Origin of the sequence: Pseudomonas entomophila, assembly GCF_013523125.1 — a bacterium.
Classification (GTDB): Bacteria; Pseudomonadota; Gammaproteobacteria; order Pseudomonadales; family Pseudomonadaceae; genus Aquipseudomonas; species Aquipseudomonas entomophila_B.
The window spans coordinates 54,308-78,633 of the sequence record NZ_JAAMQJ010000005.1; the positions used below are offsets into that span (position 1 = coordinate 54,308).

Below are 24,326 nucleotides of genomic sequence, written 5' to 3' on the forward strand. Positions count from 1 at the left end.
CCACTTGGGTATGAGGTGAAGCCATGTTAAACCGCGAGCTCGAAGTCACCCTCAATCTGGCCTTCAAGGAGGCCCGGTCGAAGCGCCATGAATTCATGACCGTCGAGCACTTGCTGCTGGCGCTCCTGGACAACGAGGCCGCCGCGACCGTTCTGCGCGCCTGTGGCGCCAATCTCGACAAGCTCAAGCACGACCTGCAAGAGTTCATCGACTCCACCACGCCTCTGATCCCGGTGCACGACGAAGACCGCGAAACCCAGCCGACCCTGGGCTTCCAGCGGGTTCTGCAGCGTGCCGTGTTCCATGTGCAGAGCTCCGGCAAGCGCGAGGTCACCGGTGCCAACGTGCTGGTCGCGATCTTCAGCGAGCAGGAGAGCCAGGCCGTGTTCCTGCTCAAGCAGCAGAGCGTGGCACGCATCGATGTGGTCAACTACATCGCCCACGGCATTTCCAAGGTGCCTGGCCATGGGCCCAGCACCGAGGGCGAACAAGACATGCAGGATGAAGAGGGTGGTGAATCGTCGTCCTCCAGCAATCCACTCGATGCCTACGCCAGTAACCTGAACGATCAGGCACGCCAAGGGCGTATCGACCCGTTGGTCGGTCGCGAGCAGGAGGTCGAGCGCGTGGCGCAGATCCTGGCGCGTCGCCGCAAGAACAACCCGCTGCTGGTCGGTGAGGCTGGCGTCGGCAAGACCGCCATCGCCGAAGGTCTGGCCAAGCGCATCGTCGACGGCCAAGTGCCCGACTTGCTGGCGCAGAGCGTGGTCTACTCGCTGGACCTGGGCGCGCTGCTGGCCGGTACCAAGTACCGCGGCGATTTCGAGAAGCGCTTCAAGGCGCTGCTGGGCGAGCTGCGCAAACGGCCGCACGCGATCCTGTTCATCGACGAGATCCACACCATCATCGGTGCCGGGGCTGCGTCCGGTGGCGTCATGGACGCCTCCAACCTGCTCAAGCCGCTGCTGTCGTCCGGCGAGATCCGTTGCATCGGCTCGACGACCTTCCAGGAATTCCGTGGCATCTTCGAGAAGGATCGAGCGCTGGCTCGACGCTTCCAGAAGGTGGACGTCTCGGAGCCGTCGGTCGAAGACACCGTCGGCATCCTGCGCGGCCTGAAGGGGCGCTTCGAGTCGCACCACGACATCGAGTACAGCGACGAGGCCCTGCGTGCCGCTGCCGAACTGGCTGCGCGCTACATCAATGACCGCCACATGCCCGACAAGGCCATCGACGTGATCGATGAAGCAGGCGCCTACCAGCGCCTGCAGCCACCGGCCAATCGTCTCAAGCGTATCGACGTGCAGCAGGTCGAGGACATCGTCGCCAAGATCGCGCGCATTCCGCCGAAGCATGTCAGCAGTTCCGACAAGGAGTTGCTGCGCAACCTGGAGCGCGACCTCAAGCTCACGGTGTTCGGCCAGGATGCGGCCATCGACTCGCTGGCGACCGCCATCAAGCTGTCGCGCGCCGGGCTCAAGGCGCCGGACAAGCCGGTCGGTTCGTTCCTGTTCGCAGGGCCTACCGGCGTCGGCAAGACCGAGGCTGCTCGTCAGCTGTCCAAGGCGCTGGGCGTGGAGCTGGTGCGCTTCGACATGTCCGAGTACATGGAGCGTCACACCGTGTCCCGGTTGATCGGCGCGCCGCCCGGCTACGTCGGCTTCGACCAGGGCGGCCTGTTGACCGAGGCGATCACCAAGCAGCCCCATTGCGTGCTGCTGCTCGATGAGATCGAGAAGGCCCACCCGGAAGTCTTCAACCTGCTGCTGCAGGTGATGGACCACGGTACCCTGACCGACAACAATGGGCGCAAGGCGGACTTCCGCAACGTGATCCTGATCATGACCACCAACGCCGGCGCAGAAACCGCGTCGCGGGCCTCGATCGGCTTCACGCACCAGGATCATGCCTCCGACGCCATGGAAGTCATTCGCAAGAGCTTCACGCCGGAGTTCCGCAACCGTCTGGACACCATCATCCAGTTCGGTCGCCTGAGCCACGAGACGATCAAGAGCATCGTCGACAAGTTCCTCATCGAACTCCAGGCGCAGCTGGAAGACAAGCACGTGCAGCTGGAAGTCAGCGACGCCGCACGTGGCTGGCTCGCTGCCAGCGGCTACGACGTGCAGATGGGCGCGCGTCCCATGGCGCGCCTCATCCAGGACAAGATCAAGCGGCCCCTGGCCGAAGAGATCCTGTTCGGCGAGCTGGCAGAGCACGGTGGCATCGTTCACGTCGACTTGCGCGATGGCGAACTGGTCTTCGAGTTCGAGACCACGGCAGAGGTAGCCTGACGGCCCAGGCGCCTGGCGGCAAGCTGATGTAGCCGGTTTTCAAAGCCACGCTACGATCAGCTTGTAGCTTGTAGCTTGTAGCTTGTAGCTTGTAGCTTGTAGCTTGTAGCTTGTAGCTCGAAACGAAAAAGCCCGGCGCCAAGGCCGGGCTTTTTCGTTGACGCAGGTGGAGCGGTTAACGGGCGCGGTAGGTGATGCGGCCCTTGCTCAGGTCGTAGGGCGTCAGTTCGACGCGGACCTTGTCACCGGTCAGGATTCGGATGTAGTTCTTGCGCATCTTTCCGGAGATGTGCGCGGTTACGACGTGCCCGTTTTCCAACTCCACGCGGAACATGGTGTTGGGCAGGGTGTCGACGACAGTACCTTCCATTTCGAAGCTGTCTTCTTTCGACATGCAGTTGAGTCCTCGATAATCCAAAGATCGCCCGATACAACCCTGCATCAGGCAAAAAAGTGGCGTGGATTATGCCCGAAAATCGCTTCTCAAGCCAATGGTTTCAGTTGACGCTGACCCAGCGCTGGTTGATCAGCAGTTCGATGGGCCGATACTGGGTCTTGTAGCTCATCTTCTGGCAGTTCTTGATCCAATAGCCCAGGTACACCGCATCCAGGTTGCGGCGCAGCGTCTCGCCGATCTGCCACAGGATGGCGTAGCGACCGAGGCTGCGCCGTTCCTCCTCGGGCTCGTAGAAGGTGTAGACCGCAGACAGGCCATTGGGCAGCAGGTCGCACACCGCGATCGCCAGCAGCCGGCCCTGCAGGCGAAATTCATAGAACCAGCAGAACGGCAGGTCACGCACCAGGAACGTCGAGAACTGCTCGCGGCTCGGCGGGTACATGTCGCCGTCGGCATGGCGCTGCTCGATGTAGCGGCGGTACAGGTCGAAATACTCTTCGGTGAACGCCGGCCGTGCGGCCGTGACTTCCAGTGCCGCGTTGCGCTTGAGGATGCGCCGCTGCTGGCGATTGGGGATGAAACGCGCTGCCGGAATGCGCGCGGGCACGCAGGCGCTGCACTGCTGGCAATGCGGGCGGTACAGATGATCGCCACTGCGACGGAACCCCATCTCCGACAGGTCGGCGTAAACGTGTACGTCCATCGGCTGGCTGGGATCGAGAAACAGGGTGGTCGCCTGTTGCTCCGGCAGGTAGCTGCAGTCATGGGGCTGAGTGGCGAAGAACTTCAGGTGTGCCAGCTCTGTCATGGGTGACCCCTTGCGAAACGTTGCCCTAAGTGTAAGCCAGCCAGGCCAGCGCGCCTAGCCGAGCCATTCCAGGGTCGGGGGCGTGTCCAGGTGGCGCGCCAGGGCTTCGGCGAACGCAACGCGCGAAATCGCCCGTGCGCCAAGACTATGCAGGTGATCGGTAGGCATCTGGCAGTCGATCAGCGCGAAACCTGCCTGTTCGAGGCGCTTGACCAGGGTCACGAAGCCGACCTTTGAGGCATTGTCCGCCCGGCTGAACATGGACTCGCCGAAAAACAATCGGCCGATGGCCAGCCCGTAGAGCCCGCCGACCAGCACGCCGTTCTCGCGCACTTCGACCGAATGGGCGACGCCCTGTCGATGCAGTTCGCAGTAGGCAGCCTGCATGGACTCGGTGATCCAGGTGCCGTCGGCGTAGGTTCTAGGCGCGGCGCAGGCGGCGACCACGGCTGCGAAGTCCTGGTCGAAGCTCACTTGGTAGCGCTGCTGGCGCATCAGCTTGGCCAGCGAACGCGACACGTGCAGTTCGGCGGGAAACAGCACGGTGCGTGGGTCCGGCGACCACCACAGGATCGGCTGCCCCTCCTGGTACCAGGGGAAACAGCCATGACGGTAAGCCTGGATCAGGCGCTCGGGTCGCAGATCGCCACCGGCCGCCAGCAGGCCATTGGGTTCCTGCAAGGCGGTGTTCAAGGGCGGAAAGGTCAGGGCGTCGCGGTTCAGCCAAGTCAGCATGGGCATTCTGTGCCGGCAGGGGAGGGGAGCGCCCAGCATGGCGACCTGGCGCCGGCAGGTCAACGCAGGGCGTTGGCAAGCCGACGGGTATTTGCCCAGGCGGTGCGCTCGGCGCCTGGGCCCGGGCGGCAACTAATACGGCGCCTTGCTGTCACACCTGTGCAAAAACACAGCATAAGCCTTTGTCACAGAACAAAATGCGTGCTCAAATTACGGGTGCAGGACCCAGACCTGTTTCAGGCTTGCCACCCTGGCGATGGGCAGGCGCCACTGTTGAAGGCAGTGACTAACAGACTGTTCACGTGGGTCGATCACTCTTGGACGCGCACCATGCGCAGGAATAAACGCGTTTTGAAGAAATCCACCGCATCTCCGACTCCCTTGCCGGTACCCCTGTGGCGGCAACAGTTGCATTACCGACTCAAGGAGGGTGCGCTGATCGCCGTCGGCGCGCTGTGCCTGTACCTGTGGATGGCGCTGTTGACCTACGACACCGCCGACCCAGGCTTCACCCACACCAGCAACGTCGACCAGGTGCAGAATGCCGCAGGCCGTGCCGGTGCCTACTGCGCCGATGTGCTGTTCATGGTGTTGGGCTATTTCGCCTACATCTTCCCGCTGCTGCTGGGCATCAAGACCTGGCAGATCTTCCGCGAGCGGCACCAGCCCTGGCAGTGGAGCGGCTGGCTGTTCTCCTGGCGCCTGATCGGGCTGGTCTTTCTGGTGCTTTCCGGCGCAGCCCTGGCGCACATCCATTTCCATCCGCCGGCCAGCCTGCCGTTTTCCGCCGGCGGCGCCCTGGGCGAAGGCCTGGGCGAGCTGGGCCGCAGCCTGCTCAACGTGCAAGGCAGTACCTTGGCGTTCATCGCGCTGTTCCTGTTCGGGCTGACGGTGTTCACCGACCTGTCCTGGTTCAAGGTGATGGACATGACCGGCAAGCTCACGCTCGACGTGGTCGAGCTGGTGCGTGGCGCGGCCAGCCGCTGGTGGGAGGCGCGCAACGAGCGCAAACGCCTGGTGGCGCAATTGCGTGAAGTCGACGAACCGGTCCTGCGTAGCGCGCCCGTCGCCAAGCCGGACGCCGCGAGGCCTGCCGCCCCGATGCCGACTGCCGCGCGGCCCGTGGCACCCAGTGCTGCACCGGTCAGCCCGGCACCGAGCACGCCAAGCGTGACCGACAAGCGCGAACAGCCCAAGCCGCGCGAGCGGGTCATCGAGCGCGAACCTGTGGCGGTTCAGCCGCCAGCACCGGCACCGCGTGAAGTGCCCATCACCCCCTTGGCCGCACCCGTGATCCTGCCGACGCCGACCCCACCCCGGGCCGTCGAACCGGCGCGTCCGGTACCCAAGCCCAAGCCTGTCGCGACCTTCGTCGACAGTGCCGTCGAAGGTACCTTGCCCTCGGTTTCCATCCTCGACCCTGCCGAGGAAAAGAAGATCGAGTATTCGCCCGAATCGTTGGCCGGCGTCGGTCAGCTGCTGGAACTCAAGCTCAAGGAGTTCGGCGTCGAGGTGACGGTGGACTCGATCCATCCCGGCCCGGTGATCACCCGCTACGAGATCCAGCCTGCCGCCGGGGTCAAGGTCAGCCGTATTTCCAACCTGGCCAAGGACCTGGCGCGTTCGCTGGCCGTGACCAGCGTGCGGGTGGTCGAGGTCATTCCCGGCAAGACCACCGTCGGCATCGAGATTCCCAACGAGAACCGCCAGATGGTGCGCTTCTCCGAGGTACTGTCGTCGGCGCCGTACGAGGACGCCACGTCCCCGGTCACCCTGGCGCTGGGGCATGACATCGGTGGCAAGCCGGTCATCACGGACCTCGCCAAGATGCCGCACCTGCTGGTCGCCGGTACCACCGGTTCCGGCAAGTCGGTGGGGGTCAACGCGATGATCCTGTCGATCCTGTTCAAGTCCAGCCCTGAAGACGCGCGGCTGATCATGATCGACCCGAAGATGCTCGAACTGTCGATCTACGAGGGCATCCCGCACCTGCTCTGCCCGGTGGTCACCGACATGAAGGACGCCGCCAACGCGCTGCGCTGGAGCGTGGCCGAGATGGAGCGCCGCTACAAGCTGATGGCGGCCATGGGCGTGCGTAACCTGGCGGGCTTCAACCGCAAGGTCAAGGACGCCGAGGCCGCTGGCGAGACCATCGCCGACCCGTTGTTCCGCCGCGAGAGCATGGACGACGACGTGCCGGTGCTGAACACCTTGCCGACCATCGTGGTGGTCGTCGACGAATTCGCCGACATGATGATGATCGTCGGCAAGAAGGTCGAAGAGCTGATCGCACGGATCGCGCAGAAGGCCCGTGCAGCGGGCATCCACCTGATCCTGGCCACCCAGCGGCCGTCGGTGGACGTCATCACTGGCCTGATCAAGGCCAACATCCCCACGCGCATGGCGTTCCAGGTGTCGAGCAAGATCGACTCGCGGACCATCATCGACCAGGGCGGCGCCGAGCAGTTGCTCGGCCACGGCGACATGCTCTACATGCCGCCAGGCACCAGCCTGCCGATCCGTGTCCACGGCGCGTTCGTGTCCGACGATGAGGTGCACCGGGTCGTCGAGGCCTGGAAGCTGCGTGGCGCCCCGGACTACAACGACGACATCCTCAACGGCGTCGAAGAAGCCGGCAGCGGCTTCGACGGCGGCTCGAGCGGTGGCGACGGGGAAGACCCGGAGGCCGATGCCCTGTACGATGAAGCCGTGCAGTTCGTGCTCGAAAGCCGACGCGCCTCGATTTCGGCCGTCCAGCGCAAGCTCAAGATCGGCTATAACCGCGCGGCGCGGATGATCGAGTCGATGGAGATGGCCGGTGTGGTCACACCGATGAACAGCAACGGCTCGCGGGAAGTGATCGCCCCCGGCGGCCCACGCGAGTGATGAACACTTCGCCGGTCTGCCCCCTGGCCGACCGGCCCACCCACCGTTCGATGAGGATTCCCATGCGCGCAATTCGCATGCTGTTGGTTTCTGCCCTGGCCCTGGCGACCCTGCCGGCCCATGCCGATGACAAAGACGTGGCGCGGCTGACCCAGCTGCTGGAGAAGTCCCAGACCCTCGAGGCGGGCTTTTCGCAACTGACCCTGGATGCCAGCGGCACCAGCCTGCAGGAAACCACCGGGCAGATGGCCGTCAAGCGCCCTGGCCTGTTCTACTGGCACACCGACGCGCCGCAGGAGCAGGTGGTGGTGTCCGACGGCCAGAAGGTCACCCTCTGGGACCCGGACCTCGAGCAGGCCACGGTCAAGAAGCTCGACGTGCGTCTGAGCCAGACGCCTGCGCTGCTGCTGTCGGGCGATGTGTCGAAGATCAGCCAGAGCTTCGACATCGCCTCCAAGGAGCAGGGCGAGGTCATGGACTTCACCCTGACGCCCAAGACCAAGGACACCCTGTTCGACTCGCTGCGCGTGTCGTTCCGGCGTGGTCTGATCAACGACATGCAACTGATCGACAGCGTCGGCCAGCGCACCAACATCCTGTTCAACGGGGTGAAGGCCAACCAGCCGGTCGCCCCAGGCAAGTTCCAGTTCAAGATCCCGGCTGGTGCTGACGTGATCCAGGAATAGAGGCTGTCGTCACCCGTATGGACCTGTTTCGAAGCGAACCCGTCGCCCAGCCCCTGGCCGCCCGCCTGCGGCCTTCCAACCTGGACGAGTACGTCGGCCAGGAGCACCTGCTGGCCCGTGGCAAGCCCCTGCGCGAGGCCCTGGAACAGGGTGCCCTCCATTCGATGATCTTCTGGGGCCCGCCCGGGGTGGGCAAGACCACCCTGGCGCGGCTGCTGGCGCAGTTCTGCGACGCGCACTTCGAAACGGTGTCGGCGGTGCTGGCCGGCGTCAAGGAAATCCGCCAGGCGGTGGAGGTGGCGCGGCAGCAGGCCGGGCAGTATGGGCGGCGCACCATCCTGTTCGTCGATGAGGTCCACCGCTTCAACAAGTCGCAGCAAGATGCCTTCCTGCCGTACGTAGAAGATGGCACCTTGCTGTTCATCGGTGCGACCACCGAGAACCCCTCCTTCGAGCTCAACAACGCGCTGCTGTCGCGGGCGCGGGTGTATGTGCTCAAGAGCCTGGACGAGGCGGCCCTGCGCAAGCTGGTCGACCGTGCCCTCAGCGAGGAACGTGGCCTGGGCAGTCGCCGCCTGACGGTCGGCGATGACGCCTTCAAGATGCTGGTGGCCGCGGCCGATGGCGACGGTAGGCGCATGCTGAACTTCCTCGAAAACGCTTCGGACCTGGCCGAGGACGGCGGCGACATCGGCGTCGAGCTGTTGCAGAGCCTGCTGGGTGACAGCCGCCGTCGCTTCGACAAGGGTGGCGAGGCCTTCTACGACCAGATTTCCGCGCTGCACAAGTCCGTGCGCGGTTCCAACCCGGATGCAGCGTTGTACTGGTACGCCCGTATGCTCGACGGCGGTTGCGACCCCCTGTACATCGCCCGGCGCGTGGTGCGCATGGCCAGTGAGGACATCGGCAACGCCGACCCGCGTGCGCTGAACCTGTGCCTGGCCGCCTGGGACGTGCAGGAGCGCCTGGGCAGCCCCGAGGGCGAGCTGGCGGTGGCCCAGGCCATCACCTACCTGGCCTGCGCGCCGAAGAGCAACGCCGTGTACATGGGCTTCAAGCGCGCCATGCGCGAGGCGGCTGAGCACGGCTCGCTCGACGTGCCGCTGCACCTGCGCAACGCGCCGACCAAGCTGATGAAGCAATTGGGCTACGGCGACGACTACCGCTACGCCCACGACGAACCCGAAGGTTATGCGGCAGGCGAAGACTACTTCCCCGAGGCCCTCGCGCCTCGCGCCTACTACCAACCCGTGCCGCGCGGTCTCGAACTGAAGATCGGCGAGAAGCTTCGACACCTGGCCGAGCTCGATCGGCACAGTCCCGTACGCCGGAGGCCCACATGATCGGCATGATCGCCTCGGTGAGCCTGGCCGGCATCGTCGGCACGCTGCTACGGTTCGCCCTGGGCAACTGGGTCGCTGCCCATCACCCTCGACACTACTACCTGGCCACGCTGGCCGTGAATCTGGTCGGCTGCCTGATCATCGGCGTCCTCTATGGCCTGTTCCTGACCCGCCCCAGCGTTCCGGCCGAAGTGCGTGTCGGTCTGCTGGTCGGCTTCGTTGGCGGCCTGACCACCTTTTCGTCGTTTTCCCTGGACACCATCCGCCTGCTCGAAAACGGGCAAGCGCCCCTGGCCTTCGGGTATGCTGCGGCGAGCGTCCTCGGCGGGCTGCTCGCCACCTGGGCGGGCCTGTCCCTGACCCGAATCTGAACACCACACACCTATAACGAGAGAACGATATGCTCGATTCCAAACTGCTACGTGGCCAACTTCAGGAAGTGGCAGGTCGCCTGGCCTCCCGTGGCTTCACCCTGGATGTCGCGCGCATCGAGTCACTGGAAGAGCGCCGCAAGTCGGTACAGACGCGTACCGAGCAGCTGCAGGCCGACCGCAACCGTATTTCCAAGTCCATCGGCCAGGCCAAGGCCAAGGGTGAAGACATCGAGCCGCTGAAGGCCGACGTCGACCGCATGGCCACCGAGCTGGCCGCCGGCAAGGTCGAACTGGAGCAGATCCAGGCCGAGCTCGATGCCATCCTGCTGACGATTCCCAACCTGCCGGACGCCAGCGTGCCGGTCGGCGCCGATGAAGACGAGAACGTCGAAGTGCGCCGCTGGGGCACGCCTCGCGTGTTCGACTTCCCGATTCAGGACCACGTGGCCCTGGGCGAGCTGAGCGGCAAGCTGGACTTCGAGGCCGCCGCCAAGCTGTCCGGTGCACGCTTCGCCGTGTTGCGTGGCCCGATCGCACGCCTGCACCGTGCGCTGGCGCAGTTCATGATCAACCTGCACACCGCCGAGCACGGCTACGAGGAGGCCTACACGCCTTACCTGGTCCAGGCTCCGGCGCTGCAGGGCACCGGCCAGTTGCCGAAGTTCGAGGAAGACCTGTTCAAGATCAGCCGCGAAGGCGAGGCCGACTTCTACCTGATCCCGACCGCCGAAGTGTCGCTGACCAACCTGGTGGCCGATTCGATCCTCGACGCCAAGCAGCTGCCGGTCAAGTTCGTCGCCCATACGCCGTGCTTCCGCAGCGAGGCCGGTGCGTCGGGGCGTGACACCCGTGGCATGATCCGCCAGCACCAGTTCGACAAGGTCGAGATGGTCCAGGTGGTGGAGCCGTCCAGGTCCATGGACGCGCTGGAAAGCCTGACTGCCAACGCCGAGCGCGTGCTGCAGGCCCTCGAGCTGCCGTACCGCGTGCTGGCCTTGTGCACCGGCGACATGGGCTTCAGCGCGGTCAAGACCTACGATCTGGAAGTCTGGGTGCCAAGCCAGGACAAGTACCGCGAGATCAGCTCCTGCTCCAACTGCGGTGACTTCCAGGCGCGTCGCATGCAAGCCCGCTGGCGCAACCCGGAAACCGGCAAGCCGGAGCTGGTGCACACCCTCAACGGTTCGGGGCTGGCCGTGGGCCGTACCCTGGTCGCGGTGCTGGAGAACTACCAGCAGGCCGATGGCTCGATCCGTGTGCCCGAGGTGCTCAAGCCGTACATGGGTGGCGTCGAGGTCATCCGCTAAATGGATTACCTGCCTCTGTTCCACAAGCTGCACGGCGCCCGGGTGCTGGTGGTCGGCGGTGGCGAGATCGCGCTGCGCAAGGCCCGCCTGCTGGCCGATGCCGGCGCGGCGCTGCGCGTGGTGGCGCCGGAGGTCGACGGGCAACTGGCGGCCATGGCGCGCGAAGGCGGCGGCGAAGTCCAGGTGCGCGGTTACCAGACCAGCGACCTGGACGGTTGCCGGCTGGTGATCGCCGCCACCGATGATCCGGGTCTCAACGCCCAGGTCTCGGCCGATGCCCAGCTGCGCAGCCTGCCAGTCAACGTGGTGGATGCGCCTGCTCTGTGCACGGTGATCTTCCCGGCCATCGTCGACCGCTCACCCTTGGTGGTGGCCGTCTCCAGCGGCGGCGATGCGCCCGTGCTGGCGCGGTTGATCAGGGCGCGGCTTGAAGCCTGGATCCCGGCGGCCTATGGCGAGCTGGCCGGCCTGGCCGCGCGTTTTCGCCATCAGGTCAAATCGCTGTACCCGGACGTCAACCAGCGTCGCGGTTTCTGGGAGGCTGTCTTCCAGGGGCCGATCGCCGAGCGCCAGTTGGCCGGCCAGGGGGGCGAGGCCGAGCGTCTGCTGCAGGCCATGGTCGATGGCGCGCCGATACAGCAGGGCGGTGAGGTCTACCTGGTCGGCGCCGGTCCTGGCGATCCCGACCTGCTGACGTTCCGTGCCCTGCGCCTGATGCAGCAGGCGGACGTGGTGCTCTACGACCGACTGGTGGCCCCGGCCATCATCGACATGTGCCGCCGCGACGCCGAACGCATCTACGTGGGCAAGCGCCGTGCGGAGCACTCGGTGCCGCAGGAACAGATCAATCGGCTGCTGGTCGAGCTGGCCCGTCAGGGCAAGCGTGTGCTGCGGCTCAAGGGGGGGGATCCGTTCATCTTCGGCCGGGGTGGCGAGGAGATCGAGGAACTGGCCGAGGAGGGCATCCCCTTCCAGGTGGTGCCGGGCATCACGGCGGCCAGTGGTTGCTCGTCCTACGCAGGGATTCCCCTCACCCACCGCGACCATGCTCAGTCGGTGCGCTTCATTACCGGTCACCTGAAGGACGGCAGCAGCAACCTGCCCTGGTCCGATCTGGTGGCGCCTGCACAGACCCTGGTGTTCTACATGGGCCTGGTGGGCTTGCCGACCATCTGTGCGGAGTTGATTCGCCATGGTCGTGCTGCCAGTACGCCTGCGGCCCTGGTCCAGCAGGGCACCACACGCAATCAACGGGTGTTCGTCGGCACCCTGGCCGACCTGCCCGACCTGGTCGCGCGTCACGAGGTGCACGCGCCGACCCTGGTCATCGTGGGTGAAGTGGTGCAGCTACGCGACAAGCTGGCCTGGTTCGAAGGCGCGCAGCACGACTGAGCCCTCCGACAGGTAACAACGCCGCGATACCCTGGCAGGGTGTCGCGGCGTTGTCATGTCAGGCCTGAGTACGGCGCCAGATGCCCTGGCCGGGCAGGCGTTCGCGGTCGTGAGGGCGCTCGAAGTCCAGGTGCGGCCCCTTGGGCACGATACCGGTCGGGTTGATGGTGGGGTGGCTTCGATAGTAATGATGCTGGATGTGCCACAGGTCCACGGTCGCTGCCACGCCGGGCCACTGGTACAGCTCGCGCAGCCAGTTGGACAGGTTCGGGGAGTCCACCATACGGCGCAGGTTGCACTTGAAGTGGCCATGGTAGACGGCATCGAACCGTACCAGCGTGGTGAACAGACGAATGTCGGCTTCGGTGAGATAGGCCCCAGCCAGGTAGCGCTGTTGCTCGAGCAACTGCTCCAGCTGATCGAGTTCGGCGAACAGGGCATCGAAGGCTTCTTCGTAGGCCTGCTGCGTGGTGGCGAAACCGGCGCGGTAGACGCCATTGTTGACGGCTGGGTAGATGCGCGCATTCAGGCCGTCGATGGTCGATTGCAGTGCCGCAGGATACAGGTCCAGATCATTGCCCGTCAGCGTGTCGAAGGCGTGGTTGAAAAGTCGCACGATGTCCGCCGACTCGTTATTGACGATGCGTTGCGCCTGTCGGTCCCAGAGCACCGGCACGGTCACGCGTCCGGTATAACGAGGGTCGTCCTGGGTATAGCGCTCATACAGGTACTGCAGGCCGTCGAGGGCATCGCCCGTGGACCCGTGATCACGGTCGAACGTCCAGCCTCGCTCGCCCATCAGCCAACTGACCACCGAGACGCCGATGATCGGCTCCAGTCCTTTCAGGCTGCGCAGGATGAGGGCCCGGTGCGCCCACGGGCAGGCCAGCGACACGTACAGGTGGTAGCGTCCTGCTTCGGCGCTCAGCGAGGTGTCGCGGCGCTGCGCTTCCTCACGCTTGAAAGCACCGTCCTTGCCATTTTCGTACCACTGGTCATGCCACTGACCGTCGATCAACAGACCCATGTTCAGGCTCCTTCGTCAGGCTCGTTCAGCTTGGAGCCTGACGCAGGGGCGGTCGTTCGCCGGTGGCCGACGGTCTGTCGCTCAGGCCGTTGCCGTGCGGGCGTCCCAATACTGGCGAGCCTGTGCGAAGGCTGCATCCTGGGGCTGGCCGAGACCACGCAGTGCCAAGGCCATGGTGGCGATCACGGCCAGTTCGCCATAGCTGTCCGACTGCTCGCCGCGCCAGACCGCCAGCAGCAGGCTCGGGTCGAGGACGGCCGGTTTGACGTGACGTTGCGCGCTCAAGGCGGGCCATTCGTCATCCCACGCCTGGCCGTCGGTCGTGCCATACAGGTGGCTGACGACGTCCGGGTTGATCTCGATCTCGCCGCCGTCACCCTTGACCACGATGGCATGGTCGCCCAGCAGTCGGCTGGCTTCGCGGTGCACCGCCTGGTAGCCCGGGTGGAAGATGCTTTGCAGGGCGCACCGGGCCTTCAAGGGGTTCAGTACACGGGCCAGCGAGTGGATCGGCGAGCGCAGGCCGAGTACGTTGCGCAGGTCGATCAGGTACTGCAGACGTGGCGCCCAGTCCTGCAGCGGGTGGAAGGCCAGGCCGTGCTCATCGAGCGCCGCCCCCACTGCCGCCCAGTCCCGGCACAGCGGAATCTGCAGCAGGTCGAGCAGTTGCTCGGTGTACAGGCGGCCTGCAGTGTGGGCACCCGCACCATGCATGAAGATGCGCACGCCGTTGGCGGCCAGGCACTTGGCCGCCAGCAGGTACCACGGCAGGTGACGGCGCTTGCCGGCGTAGCTGGGCCAGTCCAGGTCCACGGCCAAGGCAGGGGCCGTCAGCGCCTTGCGGACCGCCTCGGTGAAGCCCGCCAGCTCTTCGGGCGTTTCTTCCTTGTGCCGCAGCAGCATCAGAAAGGCGCCCAGTTGCGCCTCCTCGACGTCGCCGCTCAGGATCATGGCCATGGCCTGGCGTGCTTCTTCACGCGAGAGCCCACGGGCACCGCGCTTGCCTTTGCCCAGAATTCGCACGAAAGTCGCGAAGGGATGTTCCTCGGGGGTCTCGAGGAGCAGGGGAACGTTCGAAGTCATATGCAATTGGTCGGCTTGGGCAGGCCTGCCAGCTTGGCGGCCAGTTTGGCGGGAGTGCCGTTGAACAGGCGATTGAGGTAAGCGCTATTGCCTTTGTCGGCGCCAAGGTTCAGCGCCACGTACTTGACCAGGGGTCGGGTAGCCGGTGACAGCGCATACTGCTCGTGGAAGCGGCGCAGTAGTACGAGGATCTCCCAATGTTCGGGCGTCAGCGGTATGCCTTCGTTCAGCGCCAGCGCCTCGGCCACTTCACGTGACCAATCCTGCAGGTCGGCCAGGAAACCGTCCTGATCCAGGGGCACCTGGCGATCGTTCAGCGTCAGTGTGTTCATAGCCAGGTGTTGACCTTGTCATGGCGCAGGGTGAGGTCGACGAAGCCAGGGTAATCGACACGCTCGGCCAGCTCGCCTGCCAGGTCACGCGCCTCCAGATCTTCGGCCAAGGCGAACAGTCGCCCCTGCAACCCGGCCTCGCGCAACTGAGCCTGAGGCGCAGTGCCGTGGCGCAGGGCCTGGACCGCCTCGCCGCACAGCAACAGGCTGTCATCGGCGCCCAGCAGGCGCAGGCAACTGGACAGACGCTCATCGCCGAACGGCGAATGGGCGATCACATGCAATGTGGTGCTCATAGGGTCATCACCTGGTCGAAGCGGGCAAGCAGGGCGCGCAGCCCCCGTTCATCGAGCGTCTCGACCGGCAGGGCCAAGGTCGCGTCGGCCAGGCCACGGCTGTCGAGGCTGGCAGCGCAGGCGTACAGTTGCTCGACACCAAACAGCGGCAGCGCCTGCAGGTTGGCGGCCAGGCTCTTCTGCTCCAGGTGCGCGGGCCGTTGCCGGTCGAGCAGTTGGAAGACGCCATCGTCCAGAAAGAGCAGGCCCAGCGGCAGATCGAAGGCGCCGCCCGCCAGCGCGATGTCCAGCGCTTCGCGTGCGCCGAGGCCCGTTCCAGGTGTCTGGCGGCTGATGATCAGCAGGGATCGGCTCATGTCAGTCGCCTCCGAAGCAGACCAGCCGGTCGGCCGATTGTGCCGCTTCGTGCAGCTGGCCCAGGCCCGACAGCACCCAGGGTGCAGGCAGGTTGGCAGCGTCACGCTGGTAACGGCTGGCTTCCGAGGCGTCGAGTACGCCCCGGCGCAAGGCCGCGGCGATGCAGACCACCGCATCGAGTCGATGCGCGGTGATGAACTGGCGCCACTGGGCGGCGATGTCGCATTCGTCCTGCGGCGCGACGATGTTGCCCGAGGCGCTGTGGACACCGTCCTGGTAGAAGAACAAGCGCTCGATCTGATGCCCGCCGGCCAGGAGCGCGTCGGCGAAGCGCAGGGCACGGCGCGAGGAGGGCGCATGGGCGGGGGAAAAAACCGCGATGGCGAATCTCATGGAAGGCTCTGTCTGGTAACTGCTGCCATGATAAAGCAAAACCTGGCGTACCGTACTTTTACGCGTCCCCTGCATCCTGGCGACGCGGCGCCAGGTGCATCGGGTCAGCGACAGGCCGTCGCTGTGACGCGCGGATCATGCCTGCGCCGAATATTCGACCATGCAGATCCAACGGTTGTTGTGCCGGTAGGGCGCACGGGTGAAGTGGATGTCCGAGACCAGCGTCAAGCCGCGTTCCTGAAGGGCCTCGGTCAGTTGTACGAGTGTCTCTGCTTCGATGGTCATGGCTGTTACCTCGTCAGATTGACTGCGTTCATGATTCTTGACTGAGGCGCCACGAGCAGGATTCAGTTTTTTTGGAGCAGTTCGTCGGGTACGAAATAATCGCTACCGCAGGTCATTCGCGCTGAACTTCAGGCCCCGATGGGCAGTGTCATCTGCCCGGTTCGAAGGAGGCTGGTCTCAGGCCGGCTGGGTCTCGGAAGGCACTGGCAGGCTGGTCAGGTTGGCGAAGAAGATGCATCCGATCAGACGCGCGAACAGGTCCAGCGTCTCGGCCAGGTCCGGGTTGTCGAAAAGCGTGGGCTTGGAGTCCAGCGCACAGAGCGCACCATACAAGCGGCCATCGGGCATGAAGATCGGCACGCCGGCGTAGCTTTCCAGGTCGAAGCGCTTGACCACCGGCCGGGTGGCGAAACGTTCGTCCGCGCTGATCTTGGGCACCAGCAATGCTCGCGGATCGCGCTTGAATTCGCTGCACAGCGTGACTTCCAGCGGTTCACAGTCGCCTTCCTCGATCCCCAGTTCACCCACGTCATGCACCATGCAGGTGATCCACTCGGTGTCGGTGAACTTGGCGATCCCGGCGAAGCGCATGCCGGTCAACCGGGTGACCAGCCGCAGGATGCTGGTCGTCGCCTCGATCTCGGCGATCGCCGAGCGCTCTTCGGGGGACAGGTAGTCATGAGGCTGCAGGTGTGAAGAAGGCATTGAAGGAAGCTCCGGAATCTGGTCGGCTGACGTATCCGTCAGCGATCTATGCAACGTGAGGCATTGGTATTTCCACCGCAAGCGGCGCGCGGTCCAGCGATCGGACAATAGTCGCCGATCAGGGTTCGCGCGCCAAGGGCTGGCCCGTTTCGGGCGACTGCTGACAAGGGCTCGTAGAGGAGAGGGCGCCCGCCAGCATCACCAACGGCACTAAGGCGATCCAGTGAGTTTATTCCACCATAGGACGCCTGGTGGCCTGGCCGAACCGTGGCAGTGACTGATCGGCATGTCAATGCAGTCGATCGCGTAGGCGACGGCGCCGCAGGCACAGCTTCCGTTCATGGCTCAGGCCTGTGCAGGGGGGGCGAGGGCGTCACGCCGTGTGAAGCCGGCTGGACCTCAGGGTGAGACTGCGAGGCTCGAAGCGCTGCGAGGTGCGTGCGGCCTGCCTCCGTGATGGCGTTTTCCCCCTCGTCCGCGATGCGGTAACGACCCGACGGCAGTTTCGAGATCGAGAACCTCACCCATTCGCTCCTGGAAAGCGCCTCGCCGACCTCGAAACTCATCGCACGCTCCAGCGCGGAAAATTTCGTTTCCCCGATCTTGTACCGCGCGAACGCGATCAATGCCGAATCGAGTGCGTCTTGGCCTACCACCGGTTGCATGTTACCTCCTGGTCGCAATCGCCCGGTCCCTGGGCTGACGATGACGGGCCGGGCCGTTCGTTGAGGGGGCGACGCTACTACAAGCTGAGAGGCTTGGTTACTGGCTTTGCATCCAGGCTGGATGGGCGGGCAGGTGGTCTGTTACAGCCTGAAAGCGTTTTACCACCGCAAACATCGGCCTGTCGCTTGCTTCATTCATCGCATTGCCGCTCGCACTCACATTCAGCGGTTCAGCAGCGGCCTATGAGTCATGCGTGCGATGGAGTATTCATCGGTAGTTTCTCTCTCCAGCCTGAAGAGAATGGCAGTCTTGTCTTCCCGCCTGACAATGAAGTCGCGCTGAAGGTCGTGATGCGCCCAGAGGGCGGGACACTGCCTCGGCAGTTGACGTGCGCGTGTCATGGGCCGAAGGTCTTTAGTCTTCGGCCGGCAGCGGACGCTCGACGTCGACGTTGCGCAGCGCCACTTCCAACCGATCGAGGAACACCCGGACACGGTGTGGCACCTGACGTCGGGTAGGCAGCATGGCCGTGATGAACAGTCGCTCAGGCATCGCGTCCTCTAGCTCCACCACATGCAGCGCCCCCTGTGCGACATCATCGCGAATATCCCAGTAAGTGAGCATCGCCAGCCCCAGACCCTGTTTGCTCGCCATACGTACGGCCTCGACACTATTGGCAGAGAAGACGCTATCACCCTTGAAACCGACCTGTTCACCGTCACGCATGAATGGCCAGTGGGGCATACCGTGCAGGAAAAGGCAGCGGTGCTGGTGCAGGTCGGCCAGCACACGAGGCGCGCCGTGTCGTGTCAGGTAGCCAGGGCTTGCGCACAGCACGCGAGGGTTGGGCGCCAGGGAGCGAGCGATCAGCTCGGAGTCACGAAGCGGCGCGATACGGATCCCCACGTCGATCCCCAGGCTGACGATGTCCACGATGCTGTCCGATGCCAGCAAATCCACCTGCAAGGCGGGGTGCTCCGTCAGCAGGTCTGGAATCAACGGCATGATGACGGACTGACCGAAGACAGTCGGCGCAGTGATCTTCAGGGTGCCACTGGCAGTGCCTGCATGTGCCTTCAGGGTAACTTTTGCCGCTTCGCTTGCGCCAAGAAGCGTCTTGGTGAATGGCAGGAAGACGTCTCCTTCAGGGGTCAGTGATACCGAGCGCGTGGTGCGGTGCACCAAGCGAACTCCTAGCTCCTCCTCAAGCGATACCAGCCGCCGTGAAACGGTCATGGGCGACAACCCGAGCCGCCGGGCCGCCGCCGACAGGTTGCCGCTTTCAGCAATGGCCGCGAACACTTCGACATCCGCTATATTCACCGTCATATCTCCTTTCGTTAAAGCGCCCTATCCAAAACGCCTCATTCTCCCCCTTGCCATTGGCGTCTACCATCGAAGGATCAGGCAACTTCGAAAACCAATGGAGAACATACCCATGCCTTTGAATTCCAAGATTCTAACGCATCATGATATTGCGCGATGCCCGCTGAAAAACCGTTTGGCCGTCGCGCCCATGACTCGTGTGAGCGCCACCGAGACAGGCAGCGCCACCAAGGAAATGGCGCGATACTACGAGCGGTTCGCTCAGGGAGGGTTTGGTCTGGTCATCACCGAGGGTATCTACACGGATCGGCAGTATTCACAAGGCTACTGTCATCAGCCAGGAATGACGGACGAGAGCCAGGCCCACGCCTGGCGAAGGGTGACCGATGCCATTCATGCCCATGAAGGCAAAGTCTTCGCTCAGGTGATGCATGCAGGTGCCCTTAGCCAAGGCAACCGTTTCACCGACGTTTCGGCAGCACCCTCGGCACTGCGCCCGAAAGGCGAGCAAATGAAGTTCTACTACGGCTCGGGCCAGTACGCCATCCCGCAGGCCATGACCGATGAGGACATCGCCGATGCCATCGCAGGGTTCGCCCGGGCCGCTACCCTGGCCAGCAAGCAGGCTGGCTTCGATGGAATCGAGATCCACGGCGCTAACGGCTACTTGCTGGACCAGTTCCTCACCGATTACACGAACCATCGAAACGATCACTGGGGTGGCTCCGTGCAGGCACGCGTCCGCCTCATCGTGGACGTGGTCAAGGCAGTCAGGCAGGCCGTTGGCGTGCTGCCTGTAGGCGTACGCATCTCGCAGGGCAAGGTCAACGACTACGGCCATAAATGGGTCGAGGGGGAGCAGGCTGCGGAGGTGATCTTCGGTTCTTTGAGCGATGCGGGTGTCGACTTCATCCACGTCACCGAATTCGAAGCCTGGAAACCGGCATTTTCTGGCGGTCGTCAGAGTCTGGTCGCGTTGGCGCGACGCTATGCACCGGCGGTGTCACTGATTGCCAATGGCGGGCTGCACTCGTCAACGCATGCTGGCACCGCGTTGAAAGAGGGCGCCGACGTCATCGCGATCGGCAAGGCGGCCTTGGCCAATCCGGATCTGCCGAAGAAGCTCGCCAATGCAGAGCCATTGGACGAGTTCGACACCTCGATCCTGGGGCCGATCGCCAATCTCAAGGAGAGCGAGCTGACGTCGGTCCGATGAAACGAAGACATTCATGCGGCTCAGCAGGGCAGTGCAGCCTGGGGGCTTGGTAATGTTCTGCTGGTGCCAGCCTTCGGTCATCTGCGTGACCTTGCCCAGGCTTTTCTCGAACGGCACGATCGACGCCTGTGGCCCTGCAGACTCGAAGAAGTCCATGGACAGGCGAACCGATTGCTTGGCGTACAGCACGAACGCCGCGCGGTAGTGCTCCTGCGAGTCCTTTTCAGCCTCGTCGAAGGCCAGCGTCTTCAGGTTGTCCTGAAGCGCAACGGGATGAGCAATGGTGCAGGTATCTCTCGAAGAAGGCTTCCGTTCGCAAAAGATAGTGGCGAATTGATAGTTCCTCGTCTAGACAGATAAGGGGCGCCAGTGGCGCTGACCCCTAGGCATGATAGGGAGGGTAGGTATGCGTGTCTTGGGCAGCCTGGCGCTCAGCATCTTGTTCATGGCATGTGGAGTCGAGGCCAGGCAGGACGCGCTGTCCGACGATGAAATCGCGAAGCGAATCATCGCTGAGTCGATTGCTTCCTATTCTGGATCGTGCGCCTGCCCCTTCAACACGACTCGAAACGGCAGCGCTTGTGGAAAGCGAAGCGCCTACAGCAAGCCGGGAGGTGAATCGCCGATGTGCTATAGAAAGGACGTAACCCCCGAGGATATTGCCGACTATAAACAGCAGCGCTCGCAAGAGTGAACCACAGACCGTGTGACGCAGGTATTGGCGAGGTCGCCATTCAGAGCTGGGTGGCACCATAATGGTGTCGGAAAGGGTAGGCGTTTCGGCGCTTCCCAAGGCCCGGATCAGCCCCGCCAGAAACGAAAAAAGCCCTGAATGATCAGGGCTTTGAGGATGGCGGAAGCGTAGAGATTCGAACTCTAGGATAGTTGCCCATCGACGGTTTTCAAGACCGTTGCCTTAAACCACTCGGCCACGCTTCCGTATACAGCGGCGGCAATCATACCCGAATGAAACAAGCTGTCAAACTCTCTCTGTCGACCTGGGCAGAGGCTCTGGTATGCTGCCTGCATCCAAATGTGTCAAACCTTGGACCATTCATCACAGGAGCGTCGCCATGCGCGAACAGGATTATGCCGTCAACCACGGCCAGCAGGTCGAGCAGCAGGAAGTCAGCCGCGTCCTGCGCAATACGTACGGTCTGTTGGCCCTCACCTTGGCCTTCAGCGGTGTCATGGCCTTCGTCGCCCAGCAGATGCGCGTCGGCTACCCGAACATCTTCGTCGTGCTGATCGGGTTCTACGGGCTGTTCTTCCTCACCGCCAAGCTGCGTGATTCGGCCTGGGGCCTGGTCTCGACCTTCGCCCTGACCGGTTTCATGGGCTTCATCCTCGGGCCCATCCTCAACCGCTACCTCGGCATGAGCGGGGGCGCCGAAGTCGTCAGCTCCGCATTCGCCATGACCGCGTTGGTCTTCGGTGGCCTGTCGGCCTACGTGCTGACCACCCGCAAGGACATGAGCTTCCTCAGCGGCTTCATCACCGCCGGCTTCTTCGTCCTGATGGGCGCCGTGATCGCGAGCTTCTTCTTCCAGATCAGCGGCCTGCAACTGGCGATCAGCGCCGGCTTCGTGCTGTTCTCGTCGGTGTGTATCCTGTTCCAGACCAGCGCGATCATCCATGGCGGTGAGCGTAACTACATCATGGCGACCATCAGTCTGTACGTCTCCATCTACAACCTGTTCGTCAGCCTGCTTCAGCTGTTCGGCATCATGAGCAGCGACGACTGATCCCTCCCCGCACGCTGTTGCACCACCTAACGAAGGGGCGCCTAGCGCCCCTTCGTCATGTGTGAGGTTTGCCAGGGTGCGTCGGCGCTTGCGGCGGGACGACGTCGTTCATACCTTGGCGCACCGTCCGATTTTCCCTACCCCAATGGCACCTCTGGCCGTAGAATGCGCGCCTCTTTTCCACGGGCAGAGTGTTTCCATGAGTTCCATCGAGCGCAGGTCAGCCACGGGTTCGCGCCCTCACGACAACGATGAGCTGGTGCTGGGGCTGGACGACAAGCCCAGGCCGCTGATCAGCTTGCTGGCGGCCTTGCAACATCTGTTGGCGATCATCGTGCCGATCGTGACGCCTGGCCTGCTCATCTGCCAGGCCTTGGGCGTTCCGGCGCGGGACACCAACCTCATCGTCTCGATGTCGCTGATCATCTCGGGCATCGCCACCTTCGTGCAATGCCGGCGGTTCGGCCCGTTCGGTGCCGGGTTGCTGATCGTGCAGGGCACCAGTTTCAACTTCGTCGGCCCCCTGATCGCCGGAGGGGCATTGATGGTCAAGCAAGGCACCCCGGTGGAAGGGGTGATGGCGGCGATCTTCGGGGTGGTGATCGCCGGCTCCTTCATCGAAATGGGCGTGTCGCGCATTCTGCCGTTCATCAAGCGGCTGATCACGCCGTTGGTCACGGGGATCGTGGTGCTGATGATCGGGCTGACTCTGATCAAGGTGGGCTTGATCAGCATGGGCGGTGGTTTCACGGCCATGGGCAACGGCACCTTCGCCAATGGCGAGAACCTGCTGCTGTCCGGTACCGTGCTGGCGATCATCGTACTGCTCAACCGCGTGCCGGTGGTCTGGATGCGCAGTTGCGCCATTGTCATCGCGCTCGCCACCGGCTATGCATTGGCCGGCTACCTGGGGCGGCTGGACTTCACCGGCATGCACGAGGCGGCCTGGATCCAGGTGCCGATGCCGCTGCATTTTGGGCTGGGCTTCTCCTGGGCGCTGTTCATCCCGATGCTGGTGATCTACCTGGTGACCTCGCTCGAGGCCATCGGCGATGTGACGGCGACGAGCAAGGTCTCGCGTCAACCCGTGGACGGTCCGATCTGGATGCAGCGGATTAAGGGCGGCGTGCTGGTCAACGGCGCCAATTCGTTGCTGGCAGGCTTGTTCAATACGTTTCCCAGTTCCATCTTCGCCCAGAACAACGGCGTGATCCAGCTGACCGGAATCGCCAGCCGCCATGTCGGGCTGTGGATCGCCGCGATGCTGGTACTGCTGGGACTGTTCCCCAGCGTGGCCGGGGTCATCCAGGCCGTGCCGGAGCCTGTGCTCGGTGGCGCCGCCATGGTGATGTTCGGCGCAGTCGCCGCCTCGGGCATCAACATCCTGGCCAGCCTTTCGCTGGACCGTCGAGCATTGCTGATCATCGCCGTCTCCCTGGCCTTGGGTCTGGGCGTGGCGCAGGTCCCGGAATTTCTCGCGCACATGCCGGCGGCCTTGCGGGACGTGCTGGAGTCCGGGGTGGCGACTGGCGGACTGTGTGCCGTGATCCTCAACTGGTTCTTGCCGGACACCGCAAAGCGCGCCTGATCGTCGCGGCATTGGCCACCCGTCCAGCGCGAACCTGGACGGGCGACTCCCGGTTTTCGAGTTGGTTCAACCGGCTGTCCGAATTTTTCGCCAAACGCAGGCTTTGTCCGTGGCCTGTCACGCGGCTTGCGCTACTGTGTGGGGTATTGGCAAGCCCCATACAACGAACGTCGCAGGAGCGCTGGCATGAGAATTCGCGGGGACCTCTTCTGGTCGTGGGCCGATCCGACGCTCCATCATCGAACACACCCCGAGACCTTGAGCGATGGGACCACCATCGACATCCAGGTACGGTTGTCACGGAGCGGCGTCACGCAAGTATTCATGGGAATCTACGCTGCATCCGGCATGGCGCTGCATGAAGAGGCACATGACGAACGTCCAGGCCAATCGATGACCCGTGCGTTGGCCAGCGCAGTCGCCAAGGCGCGTCAACTGGCTTTGCAGCAGGCCTGTGCCGGTCCGGTACGGGTGAACCAGTCGACGCCGTCTGCACTCCAAGGTTTCGTATCCCTTGGAGGCTGAGCACCATGGACAAGCAGACCGGCAGTACCCACCCGCAGCGTAAACCGGGCGAAGTCGAACGCGACAACGACGCCTCGCGTTCCGGCACCAGCGAATCGGACGACGGCAAGACCACCGCGCAACAAACGGGTCGCCGTGAAGGCGACAAGCCCGAACGCACCTGAGCGTCGGCAGACGCTCCCACCTTTCCCTGCATGACCCTTGCACCCTCTGCCCCTGATGCGGGGCGCAAGGGTGCGGTTCGTCCAATCGCACGTCACGCAGCTGTCGCCCCCGGTTTATCTGATATGGTTTTTTCACCGTGACCTGAATCTGTAACCGTATCAGTTCGCGCCGGATAATGACCCTGCACCGAATGAGCCAGGCCATAGCGTCGACCCAGTCTGCAGCTCATCCGGCCTTTTCGTTTCGATACCTATCGTAGAGGTCACCATGGGCAAGCTTGCGCTGTTTCTGGGCGGTTTTCTGATCCTGACACTGTTGATCGGCCTGTTGGGCACGATCCCGCCGGGTTGAGCCGAGGCCGGACGATCACGTGTCTCGTGCACAGGCTGTCGCGT

General features: G+C 63.8%; 26 protein-coding genes and 1 tRNA gene. 13 read left to right on the forward strand and 14 right to left on the reverse strand.

The genetic code is table 11. The features are described from left to right. The first annotated feature begins 23 nt into the window (after positions 1-23). On the forward strand, positions 24-2,294 hold the full coding sequence (gene clpA, locus G7007_RS04700) for an ATP-dependent Clp protease ATP-binding subunit ClpA (protein WP_181099403.1): 2,271 nt from the start codon (positions 24-26) through the stop codon (positions 2,292-2,294). 175 nt (positions 2,295-2,469) lie between these two features. Here the strand turns inward: clpA and infA are convergent, their stop codons facing one another. The 3 genes from infA to aat all read right to left on the reverse strand — a co-directional run bounded on the left by infA (position 2,470) and on the right by aat (position 4,234). After that, on the reverse strand, positions 2,470-2,688 hold the full coding sequence (gene infA / locus G7007_RS04705; RefSeq protein ID WP_002553999.1) for a translation initiation factor IF-1: 219 nt from the start codon (positions 2,686-2,688) through the stop codon (positions 2,470-2,472). Positions 2,689-2,791: 103 nt separating this feature from the next. Then, positions 2,792-3,499, reverse strand: coding sequence for an arginyltransferase (locus G7007_RS04710; RefSeq protein ID WP_181099405.1), 708 nt, complete (start codon positions 3,497-3,499; stop codon positions 2,792-2,794). A gap of 54 nt (positions 3,500-3,553) precedes the next feature. Beyond that, the gene (aat, locus tag G7007_RS04715) at positions 3,554-4,234 is read right to left on the reverse strand and encodes a leucyl/phenylalanyl-tRNA--protein transferase (RefSeq protein ID WP_181099407.1); all 681 of its coding nucleotides are present in this window, start codon (positions 4,232-4,234) and stop codon (positions 3,554-3,556) included. 330 nt (positions 4,235-4,564) lie between these two features. Between aat and G7007_RS04720 the strand changes: the two genes are divergently transcribed. The 6 genes from G7007_RS04720 to cysG all read left to right on the forward strand — a co-directional run bounded on the left by G7007_RS04720 (position 4,565) and on the right by cysG (position 12,222). Then, entirely contained in the window at positions 4,565-7,120 is a 2,556-nt protein-coding gene (locus tag G7007_RS04720; protein WP_219858950.1) for a DNA translocase FtsK, read from the forward strand. 62 nt (positions 7,121-7,182) lie between these two features. Beyond that, entirely contained in the window at positions 7,183-7,806 is a 624-nt protein-coding gene (gene lolA / locus G7007_RS04725; protein WP_181099416.1) for an outer membrane lipoprotein chaperone LolA, read from the forward strand. 17 nt (positions 7,807-7,823) lie between these two features. Next, positions 7,824-9,149 (forward strand): replication-associated recombination protein A, encoded by a 1,326-nt coding sequence (locus G7007_RS04730; protein WP_181099417.1) that lies wholly within the window; start codon positions 7,824-7,826, stop codon positions 9,147-9,149. After that, on the forward strand, positions 9,146-9,520 hold the full coding sequence (crcB, locus tag G7007_RS04735) for a fluoride efflux transporter CrcB (RefSeq protein ID WP_181099419.1): 375 nt from the start codon (positions 9,146-9,148) through the stop codon (positions 9,518-9,520). The genes G7007_RS04730 and crcB overlap by 4 nt, the downstream gene beginning before the upstream one ends. Before the next feature lie 29 nt (positions 9,521-9,549). Continuing rightward, positions 9,550-10,830 (forward strand): serine--tRNA ligase, encoded by a 1,281-nt coding sequence (gene serS / locus G7007_RS04740; RefSeq protein WP_181099421.1) that lies wholly within the window; start codon positions 9,550-9,552, stop codon positions 10,828-10,830. After that, on the forward strand, positions 10,831-12,222 hold the full coding sequence (gene cysG, locus G7007_RS04745; RefSeq protein ID WP_181099423.1) for a siroheme synthase CysG: 1,392 nt from the start codon (positions 10,831-10,833) through the stop codon (positions 12,220-12,222). It abuts the gene before it with no gap. Between the two features lie 58 nt (positions 12,223-12,280). Here the strand turns inward: cysG and G7007_RS04750 are convergent, their stop codons facing one another. The 10 genes from G7007_RS04750 to G7007_RS04795 form a co-directional block, all read right to left on the reverse strand. Next, the gene (locus G7007_RS04750) at positions 12,281-13,249 is read right to left on the reverse strand and encodes a glutathione S-transferase family protein (protein WP_181099425.1); all 969 of its coding nucleotides are present in this window, start codon (positions 13,247-13,249) and stop codon (positions 12,281-12,283) included. Between the two features lie 81 nt (positions 13,250-13,330). Further along, positions 13,331-14,332, reverse strand: a complete 1,002-nt coding sequence (locus tag G7007_RS04755; protein WP_181099427.1) for a glycosyl transferase family protein — start codon at positions 14,330-14,332, stop codon at positions 13,331-13,333. Continuing rightward, entirely contained in the window at positions 14,329-14,664 is a 336-nt protein-coding gene (locus tag G7007_RS04760; protein WP_181099429.1) for a TusE/DsrC/DsvC family sulfur relay protein, read from the reverse strand. Before G7007_RS04760 ends, G7007_RS04755 begins: the two co-directional genes overlap by 4 nt. Beyond that, positions 14,661-14,960 carry a sulfurtransferase complex subunit TusB gene (gene tusB, locus G7007_RS04765; RefSeq protein WP_181099431.1) on the reverse strand — a complete coding sequence of 100 codons (300 nt, stop codon included), beginning with the start codon at positions 14,958-14,960 and terminating at the stop codon, positions 14,661-14,663. The genes G7007_RS04760 and tusB overlap by 4 nt, the downstream gene beginning before the upstream one ends. Next, positions 14,957-15,316, reverse strand: coding sequence for a sulfurtransferase complex subunit TusC (gene tusC, locus G7007_RS04770; RefSeq protein WP_181099432.1), 360 nt, complete (start codon positions 15,314-15,316; stop codon positions 14,957-14,959). The genes tusB and tusC overlap by 4 nt, the downstream gene beginning before the upstream one ends. Before the next feature lies 1 nt (position 15,317). After that, the gene (tusD, locus tag G7007_RS04775; RefSeq protein WP_181099434.1) at positions 15,318-15,710 is read right to left on the reverse strand and encodes a sulfurtransferase complex subunit TusD; all 393 of its coding nucleotides are present in this window, start codon (positions 15,708-15,710) and stop codon (positions 15,318-15,320) included. A 135-nt stretch (positions 15,711-15,845) separates the two neighbouring features. Then, positions 15,846-15,995, reverse strand: coding sequence for a hypothetical protein (locus tag G7007_RS04780; protein WP_172798457.1), 150 nt, complete (start codon positions 15,993-15,995; stop codon positions 15,846-15,848). Between the two features lie 177 nt (positions 15,996-16,172). Further along, on the reverse strand, positions 16,173-16,700 hold the full coding sequence (locus G7007_RS04785) for a GAF domain-containing protein (protein ID WP_181099436.1): 528 nt from the start codon (positions 16,698-16,700) through the stop codon (positions 16,173-16,175). Between the two features lie 338 nt (positions 16,701-17,038). After that, on the reverse strand, positions 17,039-17,365 hold the full coding sequence (locus G7007_RS04790) for a hypothetical protein (protein WP_258198460.1): 327 nt from the start codon (positions 17,363-17,365) through the stop codon (positions 17,039-17,041). A gap of 415 nt (positions 17,366-17,780) precedes the next feature. Next, positions 17,781-18,689 carry a LysR family transcriptional regulator gene (locus tag G7007_RS04795; protein WP_181099438.1) on the reverse strand — a complete coding sequence of 303 codons (909 nt, stop codon included), beginning with the start codon at positions 18,687-18,689 and terminating at the stop codon, positions 17,781-17,783. Between the two features lie 115 nt (positions 18,690-18,804). Between G7007_RS04795 and G7007_RS04800 the strand changes: the two genes are divergently transcribed. Then, entirely contained in the window at positions 18,805-19,908 is a 1,104-nt protein-coding gene (locus G7007_RS04800) for an NADH:flavin oxidoreductase (protein ID WP_181099440.1), read from the forward strand. Between the two features lie 445 nt (positions 19,909-20,353). Continuing rightward, on the forward strand, positions 20,354-20,602 hold the full coding sequence (locus tag G7007_RS04805; RefSeq protein WP_375139478.1) for a hypothetical protein: 249 nt from the start codon (positions 20,354-20,356) through the stop codon (positions 20,600-20,602). Positions 20,603-20,759: 157 nt separating this feature from the next. Here the strand turns inward: G7007_RS04805 and G7007_RS04810 are convergent. Next, positions 20,760-20,847, reverse strand: a tRNA-Ser gene (locus G7007_RS04810). A gap of 134 nt (positions 20,848-20,981) precedes the next feature. Here G7007_RS04810 and G7007_RS04815 point away from each other — a divergent pair. From G7007_RS04815 to G7007_RS04830, 4 genes are all read left to right on the forward strand, one after another. Continuing rightward, on the forward strand, positions 20,982-21,653 hold the full coding sequence (locus G7007_RS04815; protein ID WP_144934102.1) for a Bax inhibitor-1/YccA family protein: 672 nt from the start codon (positions 20,982-20,984) through the stop codon (positions 21,651-21,653). Positions 21,654-21,852: 199 nt separating this feature from the next. Beyond that, on the forward strand, positions 21,853-23,241 hold the full coding sequence (locus G7007_RS04820) for a nucleobase:cation symporter-2 family protein (protein ID WP_181099444.1): 1,389 nt from the start codon (positions 21,853-21,855) through the stop codon (positions 23,239-23,241). Positions 23,242-23,427: 186 nt separating this feature from the next. Next, positions 23,428-23,766, forward strand: coding sequence for a hypothetical protein (locus G7007_RS04825; RefSeq protein WP_258198461.1), 339 nt, complete (start codon positions 23,428-23,430; stop codon positions 23,764-23,766). Positions 23,767-23,771: 5 nt separating this feature from the next. Further along, the gene (locus tag G7007_RS04830; RefSeq protein WP_181099451.1) at positions 23,772-23,930 is read left to right on the forward strand and encodes a hypothetical protein; all 159 of its coding nucleotides are present in this window, start codon (positions 23,772-23,774) and stop codon (positions 23,928-23,930) included. The last annotated feature ends 396 nt before the right edge of the window (positions 23,931-24,326 follow it).

Coding starts and splice junctions, on each gene's coding strand:
- G7007_RS04760 (WP_181099429.1), bottom strand. CDS start 14,664: ATGAACACACTGACGCTGAACGATCGCCAGGTGCCCCTGGATCAGGAC.
- G7007_RS04750 (WP_181099425.1), bottom strand. CDS start 13,249: ATGGGTCTGTTGATCGACGGTCAGTGGCATGACCAGTGGTACGAAAAT.
- G7007_RS04815 (WP_144934102.1), top strand. CDS start 20,982: ATGCGCGAACAGGATTATGCCGTCAACCACGGCCAGCAGGTCGAGCAG.
- lolA (WP_181099416.1), top strand. CDS start 7,183: ATGCGCGCAATTCGCATGCTGTTGGTTTCTGCCCTGGCCCTGGCGACC.
- tusC (WP_181099432.1), bottom strand. CDS start 15,316: ATGAGCCGATCCCTGCTGATCATCAGCCGCCAGACACCTGGAACGGGC.
- G7007_RS04710 (WP_181099405.1), bottom strand. CDS start 3,499: ATGACAGAGCTGGCACACCTGAAGTTCTTCGCCACTCAGCCCCATGAC.
- G7007_RS04755 (WP_181099427.1), bottom strand. CDS start 14,332: ATGACTTCGAACGTTCCCCTGCTCCTCGAGACCCCCGAGGAACATCCC.
- cysG (WP_181099423.1), top strand. CDS start 10,831: ATGGATTACCTGCCTCTGTTCCACAAGCTGCACGGCGCCCGGGTGCTG.
- G7007_RS04820 (WP_181099444.1), top strand. CDS start 21,853: ATGAGTTCCATCGAGCGCAGGTCAGCCACGGGTTCGCGCCCTCACGAC.
- tusD (WP_181099434.1), bottom strand. CDS start 15,710: ATGAGATTCGCCATCGCGGTTTTTTCCCCCGCCCATGCGCCCTCCTCG.
- G7007_RS04720 (WP_219858950.1), top strand. CDS start 4,565: ATGCGCAGGAATAAACGCGTTTTGAAGAAATCCACCGCATCTCCGACT.
- G7007_RS04805 (WP_375139478.1), top strand. CDS start 20,354: ATGGCATGTGGAGTCGAGGCCAGGCAGGACGCGCTGTCCGACGATGAA.
- infA (WP_002553999.1), bottom strand. CDS start 2,688: ATGTCGAAAGAAGACAGCTTCGAAATGGAAGGTACTGTCGTCGACACC.
- tusB (WP_181099431.1), bottom strand. CDS start 14,960: ATGAGCACCACATTGCATGTGATCGCCCATTCGCCGTTCGGCGATGAG.
- G7007_RS04830 (WP_181099451.1), top strand. CDS start 23,772: ATGGACAAGCAGACCGGCAGTACCCACCCGCAGCGTAAACCGGGCGAA.
- G7007_RS04800 (WP_181099440.1), top strand. CDS start 18,805: ATGCCTTTGAATTCCAAGATTCTAACGCATCATGATATTGCGCGATGC.
- G7007_RS04730 (WP_181099417.1), top strand. CDS start 7,824: ATGGACCTGTTTCGAAGCGAACCCGTCGCCCAGCCCCTGGCCGCCCGC.
- G7007_RS04790 (WP_258198460.1), bottom strand. CDS start 17,365: ATGCAACCGGTGGTAGGCCAAGACGCACTCGATTCGGCATTGATCGCG.
- G7007_RS04780 (WP_172798457.1), bottom strand. CDS start 15,995: ATGACCATCGAAGCAGAGACACTCGTACAACTGACCGAGGCCCTTCAG.
- aat (WP_181099407.1), bottom strand. CDS start 4,234: ATGCTGACTTGGCTGAACCGCGACGCCCTGACCTTTCCGCCCTTGAAC.
- clpA (WP_181099403.1), top strand. CDS start 24: ATGTTAAACCGCGAGCTCGAAGTCACCCTCAATCTGGCCTTCAAGGAG.
- crcB (WP_181099419.1), top strand. CDS start 9,146: ATGATCGGCATGATCGCCTCGGTGAGCCTGGCCGGCATCGTCGGCACG.
- serS (WP_181099421.1), top strand. CDS start 9,550: ATGCTCGATTCCAAACTGCTACGTGGCCAACTTCAGGAAGTGGCAGGT.
- G7007_RS04785 (WP_181099436.1), bottom strand. CDS start 16,700: ATGCCTTCTTCACACCTGCAGCCTCATGACTACCTGTCCCCCGAAGAG.
- G7007_RS04825 (WP_258198461.1), top strand. CDS start 23,428: ATGAGAATTCGCGGGGACCTCTTCTGGTCGTGGGCCGATCCGACGCTC.